The sequence below is a fragment of the Neobacillus sp. D3-1R genome (genome assembly GCF_052180215.1).
Classification (GTDB): domain Bacteria; phylum Bacillota; class Bacilli; order Bacillales; family Cytobacillaceae; genus Pseudoneobacillus.
Genome location: NZ_CP197471.1, coordinates 3,824,679 through 3,841,970, shown reverse-complemented (window position 1 = coordinate 3,841,970; position 17,292 = coordinate 3,824,679). Strand labels below are relative to the sequence as shown.

The 17,292-nt window shown below is 39.1% G+C and carries 15 protein-coding genes; 9 read left to right on the top strand and 6 right to left on the bottom strand.

The window, feature by feature from the left end; translation table 11 throughout:
- Positions 1-408: 408 nt before the first annotated feature.
- Together secA and prfB are read left to right on the top strand one after the other, a co-directional pair.
- Positions 409-2,925, top strand: a complete 2,517-nt coding sequence (secA, locus tag ACSBPO_RS19670; protein ID WP_442596293.1) for a preprotein translocase subunit SecA — start codon at positions 409-411, stop codon at positions 2,923-2,925.
- Positions 2,926-3,197: 272 nt separating this feature from the next.
- Positions 3,198-4,299, top strand: a protein-coding gene (gene prfB, locus ACSBPO_RS19665) for a peptide chain release factor 2 (RefSeq protein ID WP_442596291.1) whose coding sequence is annotated in 2 segments (ribosomal slippage) — positions 3,198-3,269 and positions 3,271-4,299 — 1,101 coding nt in all. Because the reading frame shifts where the segments join, the coding sequence is not laid out codon by codon here.
- Between the two features lie 92 nt (positions 4,300-4,391).
- Here prfB and ACSBPO_RS19660 read toward each other — a convergent pair.
- Positions 4,392-4,967 (bottom strand): tropomyosin, encoded by a 576-nt coding sequence (locus tag ACSBPO_RS19660; RefSeq protein ID WP_442596289.1) that lies wholly within the window; start codon positions 4,965-4,967, stop codon positions 4,392-4,394.
- 299 nt (positions 4,968-5,266) lie between these two features.
- On the opposite strand from ACSBPO_RS19660, the gene ACSBPO_RS19655 reads away from it, so the two are divergent.
- The 5 genes from ACSBPO_RS19655 to ACSBPO_RS19635 all read left to right on the top strand — a co-directional run bounded on the left by ACSBPO_RS19655 (position 5,267) and on the right by ACSBPO_RS19635 (position 9,916).
- The gene (locus tag ACSBPO_RS19655) at positions 5,267-6,139 is read left to right on the top strand and encodes a YitT family protein (RefSeq protein ID WP_442596287.1); all 873 of its coding nucleotides are present in this window, start codon (positions 5,267-5,269) and stop codon (positions 6,137-6,139) included.
- A gap of 55 nt (positions 6,140-6,194) precedes the next feature.
- A complete protein-coding gene (locus tag ACSBPO_RS19650) occupies positions 6,195-6,518 on the top strand; it encodes a c-type cytochrome (RefSeq protein WP_442596285.1) in 324 nt (107 codons plus the stop codon).
- A gap of 426 nt (positions 6,519-6,944) precedes the next feature.
- Positions 6,945-7,631, top strand: a complete 687-nt coding sequence (gene ftsE, locus ACSBPO_RS19645) for a cell division ATP-binding protein FtsE (protein ID WP_442596282.1) — start codon at positions 6,945-6,947, stop codon at positions 7,629-7,631.
- Positions 7,621-8,514: a permease-like cell division protein FtsX gene (gene ftsX / locus ACSBPO_RS19640; protein WP_442596280.1), complete on the top strand. Its 894-nt coding sequence runs from the start codon at positions 7,621-7,623 to the stop codon at positions 8,512-8,514. Before ftsE ends, ftsX begins: the two co-directional genes overlap by 11 nt.
- Before the next feature lie 154 nt (positions 8,515-8,668).
- Complete coding sequence (locus ACSBPO_RS19635) at positions 8,669-9,916, top strand: PcsB-like coiled-coil domain-containing protein (protein WP_442596278.1); 1,248 nt, start codon at positions 8,669-8,671, stop codon at positions 9,914-9,916.
- A gap of 241 nt (positions 9,917-10,157) precedes the next feature.
- Here ACSBPO_RS19635 and ACSBPO_RS19630 read toward each other — a convergent pair whose 3' ends face one another.
- The 3 genes from ACSBPO_RS19630 to ACSBPO_RS19620 all read right to left on the bottom strand — a co-directional run bounded on the left by ACSBPO_RS19630 (position 10,158) and on the right by ACSBPO_RS19620 (position 11,513).
- Entirely contained in the window at positions 10,158-11,015 is an 858-nt protein-coding gene (locus tag ACSBPO_RS19630) for a DUF421 domain-containing protein (protein WP_442596276.1), read from the bottom strand.
- A gap of 21 nt (positions 11,016-11,036) precedes the next feature.
- Positions 11,037-11,243, bottom strand: coding sequence for a DUF1657 domain-containing protein (locus ACSBPO_RS19625; RefSeq protein ID WP_442596274.1), 207 nt, complete (start codon positions 11,241-11,243; stop codon positions 11,037-11,039).
- Positions 11,244-11,309: 66 nt separating this feature from the next.
- Positions 11,310-11,513 carry a DUF1657 domain-containing protein gene (locus tag ACSBPO_RS19620; protein WP_442596272.1) on the bottom strand — a complete coding sequence of 68 codons (204 nt, stop codon included), beginning with the start codon at positions 11,511-11,513 and terminating at the stop codon, positions 11,310-11,312.
- 282 nt (positions 11,514-11,795) lie between these two features.
- Between ACSBPO_RS19620 and ACSBPO_RS19615 the strand changes: the two genes are divergently transcribed.
- Together ACSBPO_RS19615 and ACSBPO_RS19610 are read left to right on the top strand one after the other, a co-directional pair.
- Complete coding sequence (locus ACSBPO_RS19615; RefSeq protein ID WP_442596270.1) at positions 11,796-13,253, top strand: S41 family peptidase; 1,458 nt, start codon at positions 11,796-11,798, stop codon at positions 13,251-13,253.
- A gap of 321 nt (positions 13,254-13,574) precedes the next feature.
- Positions 13,575-14,768 carry a PDZ domain-containing protein gene (locus ACSBPO_RS19610; RefSeq protein WP_442596268.1) on the top strand — a complete coding sequence of 398 codons (1,194 nt, stop codon included), beginning with the start codon at positions 13,575-13,577 and terminating at the stop codon, positions 14,766-14,768.
- 79 nt (positions 14,769-14,847) lie between these two features.
- Here ACSBPO_RS19610 and ACSBPO_RS19605 read toward each other — a convergent pair whose 3' ends face one another.
- A complete protein-coding gene (locus tag ACSBPO_RS19605; RefSeq protein ID WP_442596266.1) occupies positions 14,848-16,671 on the bottom strand; it encodes a bifunctional diguanylate cyclase/phosphohydrolase in 1,824 nt (607 codons plus the stop codon).
- Between the two features lie 9 nt (positions 16,672-16,680).
- Positions 16,681-17,211: a DUF5317 domain-containing protein gene (locus tag ACSBPO_RS19600; RefSeq protein ID WP_442596264.1), complete on the bottom strand. Its 531-nt coding sequence runs from the start codon at positions 17,209-17,211 to the stop codon at positions 16,681-16,683.
- Between the last annotated feature and the right edge of the window lie 81 nt (positions 17,212-17,292).

Below are 17,292 nucleotides of genomic sequence, written 5' to 3'. Positions count from 1 at the left end.
TTGTTTTGGTAAAAATCCCAAAAGCCGGATTTTTACAGCTTTTCTTAATAAGTGAGCAGCTCTTTTCTTGATTTTCATACGAGTTTTATCATCCTATACTGAGAAATCGCTTTATTTAAGTTACAAAAGAAACAAAGTTTCAGAAAAGAGCCTTATAAAAAAAGGACATATTCGCCCAAACTCTCCCCCAATCTGTACATTTGTTGTCACTCTTTGGCGGAAGTGGTAATATGGATAGGGAATAAATCGAATGATTTTAAGAGGATTCTCCTATAAGGAAAGCGAATGTACTTACATTGGATTTTTTTTATGGATCGTTCTGGTGCAAAAGCCACCTGCTAAAAACATACAGAGGTACTTGAACTTTCTAGTGATCTTCTTATCTCAATATATAAAGGAGCGTTTATCATGCTTGGGATTTTAAATAAAGTGTTTGATCAAAATAAACGCGAGTTAAAAAAGTTAACGAAAATAGCTGATCAAGTAGAGGCATTAGCTTCTGAAACGGAAAAATTAACAGATGACCAGCTTCGTGAAAAAACAGAGGAGTTCAAAAAGCGCTACCAGAATGGTGAAACACTTGATGACTTATTAGTAGAAGCGTTCGCTGTTGTGCGTGAAGGGGCTCGCCGTGTATTAGGCTTGTATCCATATCCTGTTCAGATTATGGGTGGTGCGTCTTTACACGACGGAAATATTTCTGAGATGAAAACAGGGGAAGGTAAAACCTTAACCGCAACGATGCCTGTTTATTTGAATGCTCTTTCTGGGAAAGGTGTTCACGTTATCACGGTAAACGAATACTTAGCAAGCCGTGACGCGAGAGAAATGGGTCAGCTATATGAGTTTCTTGGCTTAACCGTTGGTCTTAACTTAAACAGTATGACTAAGGAAGAAAAGCAAGAGGCTTATGCGGCCGATATTACGTACGGAACCAACAATGAATTTGGTTTCGATTATCTACGTGATAATATGATTCTTTATAAAAATCAAAAGGTACAACGCGGATTATATTTTTGCGTTATTGACGAGGTTGACTCGATTTTAATCGACGAGGCGCGTACTCCTTTGATCATTTCTGGTACTGCACAAAAATCAACATCCCTATACATTCAGGCGAATGCGTTTGTTCGAATGTTAAAAAGGGATACGGACTATACGTATGATGAAAAAACAAAGGGTGTTCAATTAACAGAGGAAGGTATCAATAAAAGTGAACGTGCCTTCGGAATTGATAACCTATTTGATATTTCACACGTAACCTTAAACCATCACATTAACCAAGCGTTAAAAGCACATGCAAGTATGCATCTTGATGTAGACTATGTCGTGCAGGATGGCGAAATCGTCATCGTTGACCAATTTACGGGTCGTTTAATGAAGGGACGTCGCTATAGTGAAGGCTTACACCAAGCGATTGAAGCGAAGGAAGGCCTAGAGGTTCAAAACGAAAGTATGACCATGGCAACGATTACGTTCCAGAACTACTTCCGTATGTATGAAAAGCTGTCTGGTATGACAGGTACAGCGAAAACGGAAGAAGAAGAATTCCGTAATATCTATAATATGAACGTTATCGTGATTCCAACGAATAAACCAGTTATTCGTGATGACCGTCCAGATTTAATTTTTGCGTCAATGGACGGGAAATTCCGTGCGGTTTGTGAGGACATTGCGGAGCGTAATAAAAAAGGTCAGCCTGTCCTAGTTGGTACGGTTGCCATCGAAACATCAGAATTAATTTCTAACTACTTAACGAAAAAAGGCATTCGTCATAATGTCTTGAATGCGAAAAACCATGAACGTGAAGCAGAAATTATCGCAGAAGCGGGCCACCGCGGTGCGGTAACAATTGCGACGAACATGGCAGGTCGTGGTACGGATATTAAGCTAGGTGAAGGCGTTTTAGAGCTTGGCGGTTTAGCGGTTGTAGGTACAGAGCGCCATGAATCTCGTCGTATTGATAACCAGCTTCGTGGACGTTCAGGACGTCAAGGGGATCCAGGGGTAACGCAATTCTATCTATCTATGGAAGATGAATTAATGCGTCGCTTTGGTTCTGACAATATGAAGGCGATGATGCAGCGTTTAGGTATGGATGATACCCAGCCTATTCAAAGTAAAATGGTATCAAAAGCCGTTGAATCTGCGCAAAAACGAGTAGAGGGTAATAACTTCGATGCTCGTAAGCAGCTATTATCCTATGATGATGTTTTACGCCAACAGCGTGAAATTATCTATAAACAACGTAATGATGTCATCGATGCTGAAAATCTTCGTGAAATTGTCGAAGCGATGATTTTAGCTTCTATTGAGCGCAATGTGGAAGCTCATACGCCAAAAGATGAAGATTCTGAAGACTGGAATTTACAAGGTGTTGTGGATTATGTAAATGGTAATCTTCTACATGAAGGCGACATTACCTTAAATGACCTTAATGGTAAAGACCCAGAGGATATGGTGGAAACGATTTTTGCCAAGGTGAAGGAGCGCTATAACGAGAAAGAAGAATTGCTAACTGAAGAGCAAATGCGTGAATTCGAAAAGGTTATCGTTCTTCGTTCTGTAGATTCTAAGTGGATTGATCATATTGATGCGATGGATCAGTTGCGTCAAGGTATCCACCTTCGTGCGTATGGACAAATTGACCCTCTTCGTGAATACCAGTCTGAAGGCTTTGCGATGTTTGAAAACATGATTGCTTCTATTGAAGAAGATGCTGCTAAATACGTGATGAAAGCGGAAATCCGTAACAACTTGCAGCGCCAAGAGGTTGCGAAAGGTCATGCAGTAGATCCGAAAGAAGGCGAAGGCGGCAAGGTGAAGAAAAAGCCTGTCACTAAGTCTATTGACGTTGGCCGTAACGACCCATGTATCTGCGGAAGCGGCGAAAAATACAAAAACTGCTGCGGAAAAGGGAAATAAAAGTAACTAGAGTGGAGCGCGCTTTACCACTTTAAAGCCCCGGGGGTCAGACCCCCACCACAGTAGTGCGATAAAGCGTTATCGTGCCGGGGGTCTGACCCCCGTTGCGTTAGTGCGTTAAAGAGGGAGCCAGCAAAGCTTTTTCAGCTCTTGCCGACTCTCTTTTTATGCGTTTTAGAGTGAAGTTCAAAAAACGCAAATACATTCAATGTATGACCAATTGATTTCTGGTCGATATAATAAATATGAAAAAGTTTCCCGAGGTGACTGGTATGGAATTAGCAGAAATTCGTAATGAACTAGAAAAAACAGCTAAAAAATTAGCAGACTTTAGGGGGTCTCTTTGACCTTGAAAATAAAGAGGCTCGTATTGCTGAGTTAGATGACATCATGCTTCAGCCTGATTTCTGGAATGATCAGCAAAAGGCCCAAACGTATATCAATGAGTCAAACGCATTAAAAGACCAAGTGCATGAATATCATTCTTTAAGTGAATCTCAGGAGAACCTTGAGCTTACCTTTGAGTTGGTGAAAGAAGAGCAAGATGCGGAGCTTCAGGAGGACCTAGAAGCTGAATTAAAAGAGCTTGTAGAGCGTCTCAATGAATATGAACTGCAAATGCTTTTAAGCGAGCCTTATGATAAAAATAATGCCATTCTGGAGTTGCATCCAGGTGCAGGTGGTACAGAGTCTCAGGACTGGGGTTCGATGCTTCTGCGCATGTATACACGATGGGCAGAAAAACGTGGTTTTAAGGTCGAGACACTCGATTATTTACCAGGTGACGAGGCAGGAATCAAGAGTGTAACACTTTTAATTAAAGGTCATAATGCCTACGGTTATTTAAAAGCGGAAAAAGGAGTTCACCGACTTGTACGTATCTCACCATTCGATGCGTCTGGCCGTCGCCACACATCATTCGTTTCCTGTGAGATTATGCCTGAGTTCAACGACGAAATCGAAATCGACATTCGCACCGAGGATTTGAAAATTGACACGTATCGTGCAAGTGGTGCCGGTGGACAGCATATCAACACGACAGACTCCGCCGTTCGAATTACCCATACTCCAACTGGTGTTGTGGTTACATGTCAAACAGAACGTTCGCAAATTAAAAATCGTGAACAAGCGATGAAAATGTTAAAAGCGAAGCTATATCAACGAGAAATTGAAGAAAAAGAAAAGCAATTACTCGAAATCCGTGGTGAGCAGAAAGAAATCGGTTGGGGAAGTCAAATCCGCTCCTATGTTTTCCATCCCTACTCCATGGTCAAAGACCATCGTACCAACACGGAAAGTGGAAACGTTCAAGCAGTAATGGACGGGGATTTGGATAACTTTATTAATGCTTATTTAAGATCTCGATTAGCGTAAAAAATAAGAGCCTTTGCCATCATAGAAATTTGGCAAAGGCTGTTATTATTTGGGATTTATTCATTTACTTTGCCTAGAGGTAAAATCAGGGGCTAGTGAAGTTTTAATTTGTTGGCGACGATGTCAAAATTGGATTGATGAATATCAAGTTTATCTTCAATGTATTTAAAATGACTGCGGAACTCGGTAGTGTTATCGTCAACCTTTTGTTCTAATCGAACAATGCTCATATCTAGTTTATCTACCTTGCCTTCTAACTTGTCCACTTTTTGATCCAGCCCATCAAAACGAACTTCGAGTCCGTCCACTTTTTGATCCAGCCCATCAAAACGAACTTCAAGGTTGTCCACTTTTTGATCAAGTCCGTTAAAACGAACTTCAAGCTTGTCCACTTTTTGATCCAGCCCATCAAAACAAACTTCAAGCTTGTCCACTTTTTGATCCAGCCCGTCAAAACGAACTTCAAGGTTGTCCACTTTTTGATCAAGTCCGTCAAAACGAACTTCAAGGTTGTCCACTTTTTGATCCAGCCCATCAAAACGAACTTCGAGCTTGTCCACTTTTTGTTCCAGCCCATCCATACGGACTTCAAGCTTATCAAATCTTTTATCTATCTTTGAAAAACCATTATTCATTTGCTCCATTAACTCTTGCAATAATTTCTCCATTTCCTCACCTCCTTTTTCAAAAATTATAGCATAAATGTTTGGGTTGTTATGACTTAAAATACTCTCTCTCTGAAATAAGGATAAAACGCCTTTCCCTATCACACCCTAAGCCAAAGAAACCCAGAATTATTTAACCCTTTAATACGTTAGTCTAATGTTATTTACACACAACAAGCCCCGTGCTATACTCACTCTCGGTGAAAAATGAATACATAGAGGATTTTTTGAAAAAATACTACTAATTTTTACCAAAAGAGAACCAAAAATAGGCTATTCAAGTACATAAGGGGATGTCATATATGAAACGAAAACGAGGCTTTTTTCAACTTCAGCTTCATCCAAAGATAGAATGGATATCTGAATATTTATACATATTAGCTGGCTCGGCCGTGATTGGTATTGCTTTTAATGTGTTTTTGTTGCCAAATCGGATTGCTTCTGGAGGGGTTAGCGGGATTAGTACCATTTTAGATTCGGTAGTAGGCTGGGAACCTGCCTATGTGCAATGGGCATTTAATATTCCACTTTTTATAGCGGGAGTACTTTTACTTGGGAAACATTTTGGAATTAAAACATTGGTTGGAACCATTTTTCTTCCATTTATCGTTTTATCGACAAAAAATCTAGAGCCGTGGACCATGGAGCCTCTTTTAGGAGCTCTTTTTGGAGGCATTGGAGTTGGGTTAGGACTTGGATTAGTTTTTCGCGGAAAAGCCTCAACAGGCGGTACAGACCTTGCCGCGCAAATTATTAATAAGTATACAGGCTTAACACTAGGGACATGTGTCGCTATCATCGATGGTCTTATTGTGTTATCGGCGGCCATTGTATTTGATATCGAACGTGGTCTTTACGCTCTCATTGCTTTATATGTTACGACAAAAACCATTGACCTTGTTCAGGTTGGATTAGGGCGATCCAAGATGACGATGATTATTTCGAACCAGCAAGCAGAAATTCAAGAAGGAATTTTGAATAAAATAGACCGTGGTGTGACAAAACTATCAGCATATGGTGGTTATACGGACCATGAGAGACCTATTCTGATGTGTGTGGTCGATCAAACGGAGTTCACAAAATTGAAACAATTAGTGAAAAGCATTGACCCGACTGCGTTTATCGTCGTTATGGACGCCTCAGAGGTGCTAGGTGAGGGTTTCAAACGTCCGTAACATTGATATAATATTTAGGTAGTTATACCATATTTTAACTCTAAGGGGGATCCTTGTGAAAAAGAAGCTTCTAGGATTAGTAATGGGAACTGGTTTAGTGTTAGCTTTAGCTGCTTGTGGGGGCGGCGGCGGAGATGACCAAGCTGCTGGCGGAGATACAGTTGATGCCGAAAAAATTACCGCACAAAAATGTTCAACTTGCCATGGTGAAGGCTTAAATGGCGGTGGGGCAGCACCAAAAATTAGTGATGTAGGCTCTCGTTTATCAAAAGAAGAAATTGAAAACACGATTTTAAATGGTCGTGGCGGTATGCCTGGTGGACTATTAAAAGGTGAAGAAGCTTCAGCTGTTGCTGAATGGTTAGCTTCAAAGAAATAATATCTTTAACGCTCTGTTTAGTACAGGGCGTTTTTTTTATTTTTTAAAACTGTCGATCTCATTTTATCGGACACAGTATGAAATTTATCGGACACTTTATGGGAACTTATCGGACAACTATTTTCATTTATCGGACTACTTTTTCAATTTATCAGACACTTTAGACTGGCATCGCGCGTTTATCGAAATAAAAATTTCTAGAGAAAAAAGTCCCGATTTCCCCTTATATCATTGGTAGGAGAGGGTTTCATTTCCACTTTTCGACAATATTGAAAAGAAACTGTAATATTTTTGGCGGTTATTTTGTCAGATTATGATGTTATAATGGTTTTGTGCGCTAAAAAGGTGCAGGCTATTGTCATTTTATTTTTCCTGATGCAAAAAATGTCGAAACAAAAATACTTAATACCCATAAGGTGATTATAAATGATAGAAATGCAAGATGTTTATAAACAGTACCCAAACGGCGTAAGAGCGGTTAATGGGATTGATGTTCATATTAAGCAAGGTGAATTTGTTTATGTGGTTGGCCCAAGTGGTGCTGGTAAATCAACGTTTATTAAAATGATGTACCGCGAAGAAATTCCAACATCTGGAAATATCATTATCAATGGTGTTAACCTTTCCAAGCTTAGACCGAAAAAGGTACCATTATTACGCCGAAATATTGGTGTGGTATTCCAAGATTTTAAGCTGTTGCCAAAGCTAACAGTCTATGAAAATGTAGCGTTTACGCTAGAAGTAATTGAAGAAAACCCTAAGTACATTAAAAAAGCAGTTATGGAAACACTTGAGCTTGTTAATTTAAAGCATAAAGCACGCGTCTTCCCAACAGAGTTATCAGGTGGAGAACAGCAACGGATTTCCATTGCACGTTCGATTGTAAACTCTCCAAAGGTAGTAATTGCCGATGAGCCAACTGGTAACTTGGACCCAGAGACTTCATGGGAAATTATGAATATTTTTGAAGAAATCAATACCAGAGGTACAACCGTTGTGATGGCCACCCACAACAGAGAAATCGTCAACACAATCAAACACCGCGTTATTGCCATCGAGGGTGGAAAAATTGTTCGTGACCAACAAAGAGGTGATTACGGCTATGAAAATTAGAACTCTTGGCCGTCATACGAGAGAAAGTTTAAAAAGCTTGGCTCGTAATGGTTGGATGACCTTTGCTTCCGTTAGTGCCGTAACAGTGACACTAATCCTAGTTGGAGTCTTTTTCGTGATTATGATGAACTTAAATCAAGTAGCGAAAAACATTGAAGAGGATGTTGTGATTCGCGTTCATATTGATGTGGCCGCAAACGATAAGGATCAGCAGGCATTAAAGCAGAAAATTGACCAAATCCCTGAGGTGAAATCGATTCTCTATTCTTCAAAAGAGAAGGAATTAGATAATTTGATAAACAGTCTTGGTGAGGAAGGAAAAGCTTTTAAACTGTTTGAACAGGATAATCCTTTGAATGATGTTTTCATTGTTAAAACGAAAAAGCCTACTGACACGATGAAAGTAGCCAAGCAAATTGAAAAATTAGATTATGCGGCAAAAGTAAAATATGGACAAGGTCAAGTGGAAAAGTTGTTTAAATTTATTGGTGCCAGCCGAAATGTCGGCCTAGCCCTCATTATTGGATTACTTTTTACAGCCATGTTCCTTATTTCTAATACGATTAAAATTACGATAGTTGCACGTCGAAGAGAAATACAGATTATGAGATTAGTAGGAGCAACAAACTCTTTTATCCGCTGGCCCTTTTTCCTTGAAGGCTTATGGTTAGGTATTCTAGGTGCGGTTGTTCCGATTTTAGTTGTATCCTCAGCTTATTATTATTTATACGATTATCTTGAACCTAAACTACAGGGCAACTTTATGCAACTGATCCCATTCGACCCATTCATTTATCAAGTTTCATTTGTACTCGTTGCACTAGGAGCTTTAATTGGAGTTTGGGGAAGTTTAATGTCCGTGAGAAAGTTTTTAAAAATATAACATGACTTAGAGAAAGGATGTTTTCCAAATGTCCTTTCTCTACATATGTGTAAAAATTGGACAAGCCTAGGGTTGAAATAACCATCCTAAATAAAAAAAACAAACATCCACGATTTACCTGTACAACTGTTGAAGTGGAAAGGAGAAATCGGAAATGAAACGAACTTTATCGATGGTCATAGTTGCCGCAATGATTGGTGCTAGTGGTTTAATAGCAGGGGCTCCAACTGACGCACTAGCTAGTAAACTATCAAACTTAAATAGTCAAAAAAATAAAGTATCTAATGAACGTAATAGTGTAGAATCTGAAATAAAAAAGGCAAATGATGAAATTGACCGTATACAGGGTGAACAATCAAAGGTACGAGCAGAAATGAAACGTATCGATATGGCCACTACGGATACGGAAAATAAAATTCAGGAAAAAAACCAACAAATTGATGCTACAAACAAAGAAATTGAACAATTAAAAGTAGAAATTAAAGAATTAGAAGAGCGAATTGCCAAGCGCAATGAACTTTTGAAAGATAGAGCCCGTAACTTCCAAGAAACGGGTGGGATGGTAAGCTACATAGACGTATTAATGGGTGCTCATTCATTTAGTGATTTTATTGATCGGATGAGCGCTGTTGCCACGATTATGGAGGCAGACCAAGATATTTTAAAGAAACACCAAGAAGATAAAGAACTGCTTGAAACAAAGAAAACTGAAGTGCAAGAAAAACTCTCGAATCTTGAAAACATGAAAAAAGATTTAGAACAAATGAGAGTGAAGCTAATTGCTCAAAAAGCTGAAAAAGATAAGTTAATGGCTTCATTAAAGGAACAGGAAAAAGAAGTAGAAGAGTATCTGTTAGAGTCTAAAGAGAAAGAAGAGCTCTTAGCTGCTCAAGCAAGAGCGATTCAAAAGGCAATTCAATTAGAGAAAGCACGTATTGCTGAAATTGAAAGACAAAAACGAGAAGCGGCGAAAAAAGGACAAACCTATACTCCACCTGTTTCTAATGGGAAATTTATTAGACCAGCAAACGGGGTGTATACTTCTGGGTTTGGTGCACGCTGGGGAACCGTTCATTATGGATCTGATATTGCCAATCGCGCGGATGTTCCAATCTGGGCTGCAGCAGATGGGGTCGTTATTCGATCTTATTATTCAAGCAGTTATGGGAATTGTGTATTTATTTCCCACTCCATTGATGGTCAAATCTATACAACCGTCTATGCCCATATGAGTACTCGTATGGTTGGAGAGGGTGCCGTTGTTAGACAAGGTCAGCAAATCGGTATAATGGGTAATACAGGTGATTCTACAGGTCAACATTTACACTTCGAAATCCATAAGGGACCTTGGAATGACGCAAAATCAAATGCTGTAAATCCAGCTAATTATATTCCGTTGTAAAAACACATTTAAACACAACATATTCAAATCGTTAAAAACGAATGGATATGTTGTGTTTTTTTTGGCTCTTTTCTGAAACTTGGTTGCTTTTTGTGACTAATAAAATAGGTATTTCAGCATATAGGGTGATGAACTCATATGAATAATAAGAAAAGAGCTGAGCACTTATTAAGAGAGCCTGTAAAAATCCGGCTTTAGGGATTTTTACGAAAACGAAAAACTATACGAAAACAGCTTTTTTTTAATTTAAAAACGGCTCTAGCTTTTGAATGGCTTCCTGGACTCGTTTTGCATTTTTGGTGTACATTTTTTTAGCACTTTCGGAATTGGTTTCTAATGAAAAAAGTTCAAGGTCAGCCTGACATTTTTTTAACATCGCATTTAATAGTGGACGCTGTTGTGGCGAAGGAACCTGAATCTGATCATCATATAAATCTACGGTTAGTTCGCCGTAGGAGTCAATTTGCCCAAAGAATACATTTTCAACAGTGACATTTAATTTAGCTAATTCTGTATTCAGCCATTCACGGGTTTTTCCTGCCTGTGCCATCGCATCATTATTGATTTGTCCATCCATAATAATCGTTTGCGGTTCTTTTTCAGGAGCCACTACTAATTGAAGGTCTTTTGGTGTTAAGGGTCTGTTTTCCTTTTTTAATAAAACACTAATATCACCTGTTGGCTCTAATACAGCAAATTCAACATCTGCCGCTTTAAACACATTTTGACGACGAAGTAAGGAAGCAAGCTCATCGGTTGAAAATCGCTCTCTTTTTAAATTTTCTTCTTGGATTTTTCCACCTTTAATTAAAACCGTTCCCGAGCCTTCAATGAGATCCCTAAATTTTTTACTCTTAAGAGAGGTAATATCAACAAAGACCGTTACAAATCCAAAAATAAGTATGGAGATGATGCCGTACATAATATGCCTTTCAAGTCCCATAATCACTTCACCGGCAATGCTACCGATTGTAATTCCTGAAACATATTCGAAAAAGGAGATTTCAGAAATTTGTTTTTTTCCAACTATTTTTGTGATTAAAATGAGAAATGCTATAAAAACAAATGTCCGAATTATGATATGGACCGGTTCCGCCACCTATGTCACCTACTTTCATGATTACGAATTTTTATATTGTGGTTCCTCTAATTCCATTTGGGTTACTCTTGCTTGTAGTTCATTTCGAACTTTCTCCATTTCTACCATTACCTCATGGAAAGCTCGCTTGGCACTTTCTTCTTCCGAATTTAAGGCAAGGATGGAGAGTTGTGCTTCAATTCCTTTTAGAGTTGCTACACACTGATTCACATTAGAGGCAATTGTCATAAACATCATCTTCCTTAGAAAAAATATAAATGAAAACAGGGTTGGCAAAATAGCCAACCGAAAGCATTATTGTTTGTATTGTGGTTCTTCTGCTTCAATTTCCTGTAAACGTGGCTCAAGGCTATCGATAATCGCTTGAGTTTGTTTTGCAGCTGTTTGGTATAGTTGTTTTGCTGTTTGGTTGTCAGTTCCTAATGAGAACGTTTCTAAACTAGCTTGGGCACTTTTTAAACCAGCCAGTGTTGTTTTAATTTGAGTTCCAACTGTCATTCTTGATTCCTTCTTTCACTAATTTCTGAAATGCGGTATTACAAAAAGTAGTATTTGCGGTTTTTCCATGTTTATGTTGTAGAAACTTCTGGTACTTTCTAGGTGATTCACAAGGATATGCTATAAACCAAGCATAACTCGTCCTCTTATTTCATATATCTTAATAACCAAGACTATCTCGTATCTTAGATTTAATCCTGCTTTTTACAAGGAAAAAAGAGAAGTTGTGACGAATAGGGAAAGAACAGCTTATGAGATACATGTGGATGAGGAGGACAAGGAATGAACCGTAAGTGGATAGCGATTCTTATGACAGGCTCTTTGATAACAGGAGCTGGCGGTACTTATGCTGGCATGAAATGGTTAGGTAGTGATACGGCTTCAGGTTTTGATAATCAGTCAGGAGAAACACCGTTGATCTCAACAGATGGTAATCAACCAGCAAATTTAGAAAAAGTGGAACAAGCCTATGAATTAATTCTTCAACGTTATGTCGAAAAAGTGGATCAATCTCAATTGGTTGAAGGAGCTATTCAAGGAATGCTTTCGACATTAGATGATCCTTATTCTGTTTATATGAATAAAGAAACAGCTGCTCAATTTAGCCAAGCACTGGACTCATCTTTCGAAGGCATTGGTGCAGAAGTAAGTGAATCAGATGGGAAAATCATTATTGTTTCTCCTTTTAAAAATTCCCCAGCTGAAAAGGCGGGAATTAAACCAAAGGATCAAATTTTAAAAGTAGATGGAACGTCAGTGGAAGGACTCGATTTATACGAAGCCACTTTGAAAATTAAAGGGAAAAAAGGGACAATCGTAAAATTAGAAATTTTACGAGAAGGATTAAAAGATCCAATAACAGTGAATATTAAGCGTGATGAAATTCCACTAGAAACGGTACATTCAGATGTGAAAAATGAAAGTGGAGAGAAGATTGGTTATATTGAAATCACTTCTTTCTCAGAAAATACGGCAAGTGATTTTAAGAAGCAGCTGAAGGATTTAGAAAAAGAGGATATTGAAGGTTTAGTCATCGATGTTAGAGGTAATCCAGGTGGCTTATTATCCAGTGTCGAGGAAATTTTAAAGGAGTTCGTCACAAATGATAAGCCTTATGTGCAAATTGAAACACGAAGCGGCGAGAAGAAGCGTTATTTCTCTTCTTTAAAGAAGGAGAAGGATTATCCAGTTGCTGTCTTAGTGGATAAAGGAAGTGCCTCAGCTTCGGAGATTTTAGCAGGTGCTTTAAAGGAAGCGGAAGGTTATCCATTGATTGGTGAGAACACATTCGGAAAAGGGACTGTTCAGCAAGCCGTTCCGATGGGTGATGGAAGTAACATTAAGCTGACTTTATTTAAGTGGCTCACACCAAATGGAAATTGGATTCATAAACAAGGTATAAAACCAGATATTGAAGTCAAGCAGACAGAAATTTATCATGCCCACCCACTGCAAGTCGAAAAGCCGCTAGAACTGGATATGAACAATGAGAAGGTCAAGAATGCACAATTGATATTGAAGGGATTAGGTTATGCACCAGGCCGTACTGATGGCTATTATAACAACCGAACCGAACTTTCCGTTAAAGCATTCCAACAACAAACTGGCTTAGATGTCACAGGAAAGATCGATAAGAAAACAGCAGCAGCCCTAGAAGCTGAGGTTGTAAAGGAAGTTCGTAACGAAGAAAATGACCTCCAGCTCCAAACTGCTCTAAAATACGTCGCAGCAAAACGGTAAAGCATTACATGGAGAAATGAAGTTTATCCTTCAAAAGCGCCGGGTACAAAACCCTCGGCGCTTTTCCACTTTAAAGCACCGGGGGTCAGACCCCCGGTGCGGTGGTGCGTTAAAGTGCAAACGCCCGCCGATCCCCGTTCATTCCAAACAACCCACCAAAATTCTGCTAAATATCTAGAGTCTATTTTGTAATCTATGATTTCAGGTGATGCCTATCTGCTATTTATTTGGTAAAATAGGTTTAATAGTCTACTAAAGTTAAAAACATACGTTTTTTAGAAAATAGAGTTGATCATTTATAGGAGAGTAGGTGGGTTGATTTTGGTACAGGAGTGGCTATGGGAATTGTTAAGAGCGACAGGAAAAATGTTTTGGAATCCGCTTTTTTATTATTTATTCTTTCTGGCAGCCGTGCTCGGTGTTCTTCGCGTGAAACGAGAGAGACGAAATTTTCACGTTCGGGTACAGGATGCTTATTTTGAGCTGCGGCAGCTTTGGCCATTAGGTATTTGGCTTGGGTTAGGTGCGTCCTTACTTATGCTGGCAGGTGGTATCGTCGTTCCATTAGGAGCAGTGATCCTAGTTGCGCTTTTTACATTTTTATGGAGTCTGACAGGCAGAATGCGCCTCATTTCACCTGTTTATATCGTAGGAACGGCCTTTTTCGCCCTCATTTTTGCGGCTGGAAGAACCTTGCCTATTCCGATTTTCTCCCATACATTTACAGACCTTGATGAAAAAATATATCCATCGTTAGGGATTTTAGTTGCCATCCTTGTTGTGATAGAGGGGATTTTGATCCTGCGTAATGGTTCGGTTGCCACTTCACCAAAGCTCATAAAGAGTAAACGCGGACAATCTGTTGGGATTCATGAGGTGAAGCGCCTTTGGGCCGTGCCGATGTTTCTTCTCCTACCAGGCGATGCAATTACCTTACCTTTCGATTGGTGGCCGGTGTTCAGCATTGGCGGGCATGAGTACTCGCTATTACTTGTCCCATTTGCTGTTGGTTTCCATCAGCAAGTCCAAGCACAGCTACCGAAAGAAGCCATTCAACTGCTTGGAAAACGTATCATCACCTTAGGGGTTCTTACCTTATTACTTGCTTCTATTGGTTATTGGATCCCTCTTGCGACCATTGCGGTGATCGCTTTGGCAATGATCGGAAGAGAAACGTTAACTCTAAGACAAAGACTGTCTGAGGAGAATATGCCATTTTATTTTTCAAAACGAAATCATGGTGTCATGATTCTTGGAATCCTGCCGCAATCTCCCGCGGAAAAAATGGCTCTGCAGGTTGGAGAATTAATTACAAAGGTGAACGGAACTTCAGTTTATAATGAACAAGCCTTTTACGAAGCTCTGCAGCGAAATCGTGCTCATTGTAAACTAGAAGTAATTGATACGAATGGGCAAATTCGTTTTGTCCAACGGGCATTATTTGAAGGGGAGCATCATGAACTCGGTGTGTTATTCGTTGTCGATGAAAAAAAGCGAGGGAATGAAGCGGTATAATAAAAAAACAGCCAATCAAATGGCTGTTTTTTTCTGTTTTAAGAACATCGCTTACCAAGGCGCTTGCGCTTTTCGTATTTTACATCGCCTTCGTTAAAGGCGCTTGATAAAATTGCTCTGGGTGGGTTTCCGAAATTACTTTAATGAATGGATCAACGATATCGGGGTCAAACTGTGTTCCTTTGCATTTGACTAACTCTTCACAGGCATCTTTAAAGCTTTTCACCTTTTGGTATGGACGATTGGTCGTCATCGCATCAAAGCTATCGACAACAGTCAAAATTCTTGCAAGTAATGGGATATTATCACCTTTTAAGTTATCAGGGTAACCTCTACCATCATATCGTTCGTGGTGGTGTCTGATAATCGGCAGACATTGAGACAGTTCTTTGATGGGCTTCACCATCTCTTCTCCCCAAATGACATGCATTTTAATCGTTTCCCATTCTTCATTCGTCAGTTTGGATTGTTTATTCAAGACATCTGTTGGGACTTCTACTTTCCCGATATCATGTAATAAAGCGGCATAACGGACCGTCTTGACTTCATCTTCAGGAAGCCCCAAATTCTTGGCTAACTTTTCTGCATATTCCATAATTCGTTCGGTGTGGGCGTAAGTATACCGATCCTTTGAGTTAATAATCGTTAAGAAGGTTTTGATCGTTTGTAACACATCTTCCTCTTTATTTTCAAAAGTAAAGCTTGTTTTTAATTCATCAATAACAGAGGAGTAAAGATGAACCTTATTTCGACTTGTATATTTTATTTTATAAAGAGCTTGGTCGGCGTGCATGATCAAGCTATCTTTGTGTTCAGCTGTATGCGGGTAGGTGGATACCCCAATGGAAACGGTGACTGTTTTTCCAGGCATATGTTCTTTTCCGCTAAATGGATGATTGGATACTCTTGTTCTAATCTTTTCCGCAATTTCAATGGCTTCGTTTGAATCAATATTAGGAAGGATAATGGCAAATTCTTCGCCGCCATATCGGCAAATCGTACCGATTTTCGGGCAATCTAATGATAATAACATGGCGATTTCTTTTAATAATTGATCTCCTTTTGGATGACCAAATAAATCATTATACGTCTTAAAATAATCTAAATCTAATAGTAGCAATGAAACAAGTTCTTTCGTCTCAACTTGTTCCTTTAAGCTTTCTTGGAAATAGCGATGATTATAAAGACCGGTCAGTTCATCCTTTGTCGATAAATCTCTGAAATGATCAAACATCTTATAATAATTGCGATAGGAAACGCCTAATGCCCACATGATCAAGCTCATGAGCATTAAACCAGTCAGACCTTGCTGCTGGTAGACAGTGACCATCAGTAATCCGAATGACATAATCGTAAAATAGGTTAAAACATTCTTTTTCTCCACAAACACCTGCAATAATTCCTTCGTTGTCCCTCTGCCTGCTATCACTAAATAGGTGACGAGTAGAATAACGTTTAAACAGAAATAAACAACGCTATAGCCTAAAAAAGGGAGGCTTGTGCTTAAATCGAGACCCCCAGTTTCTCCGCCAAGTGCTAAATAAACCTTCAATCCGCATAAGCTTGCAATCGAGTATTGTACCGAGTTAAAGATATGGGATTTGGACTTCTTCGGAATGGAAATACACAGGATGGTACACATAAAGGCTGCGACAGCCAGCATGGCGAATTCTCCGTAAATGGTACTTACTGTGAAAAATAACGGCATCACTAACGCCATGTTTTCCCCAGAAGGGAGGACGATTGGGTTAGTGTCAAAAAAGGCAGCAAGAAAAGCAAAGGTCGTGATAACCACCCAAAGGTGGAGACTGATATCATATGAAAAATGAAAAAATAAGAATAAATAGCCTAGAATACAAGAAACAAAATATATATTTAATGGTATTGCGCTTTTCTTGTCCATCGTACCACCCTAATTAATATGTTTTTTAACCATTGTTTTTTGGATAAAAAGGAACACGCCGATACTAATCACAATATCTCCGAGACTAATAATAATCGGATGTGGATAGGGCGCTTGGAGGTAAAAGATATCTCCTAAAAAGTTAAACAACGTGTGGTCTGAAATCGCAATATGTTTTCCGTATTCACCGGCAAGAAGGGCAGGTAAATCTTCAGGTGCAAGCAAGCCTGCCGCATGCGGATCCACTGGCATTCTTCCGCCATTAGCTACCATCACGATTAAATTCAAAGCCATTCCAATCGCAATATAAATTAACCCTGTAAGGTGACGATTAAAGATGGAAAATATAAATAAGATCAAATAACTGAGTGTGACAGCAAAGAGAAGTGCTTTGGAATAAAAATAGATAACGAGAAATTGCGTTAAAAAGGCAAATATGATTAAATAAGCATTTTTTACTCTCATATCTAAAAATGATTTAAAGTTTCCCCCACGGATCTTCCCAACAACCAACCCAACTAATAAACTATCGATAAACATAAATACCCCCCTTTGAAGAAAAGCCGGGAGAGTATCCCGGCCCAACCCTAAATCTCATACGCTTAACGATTAATCTAATTT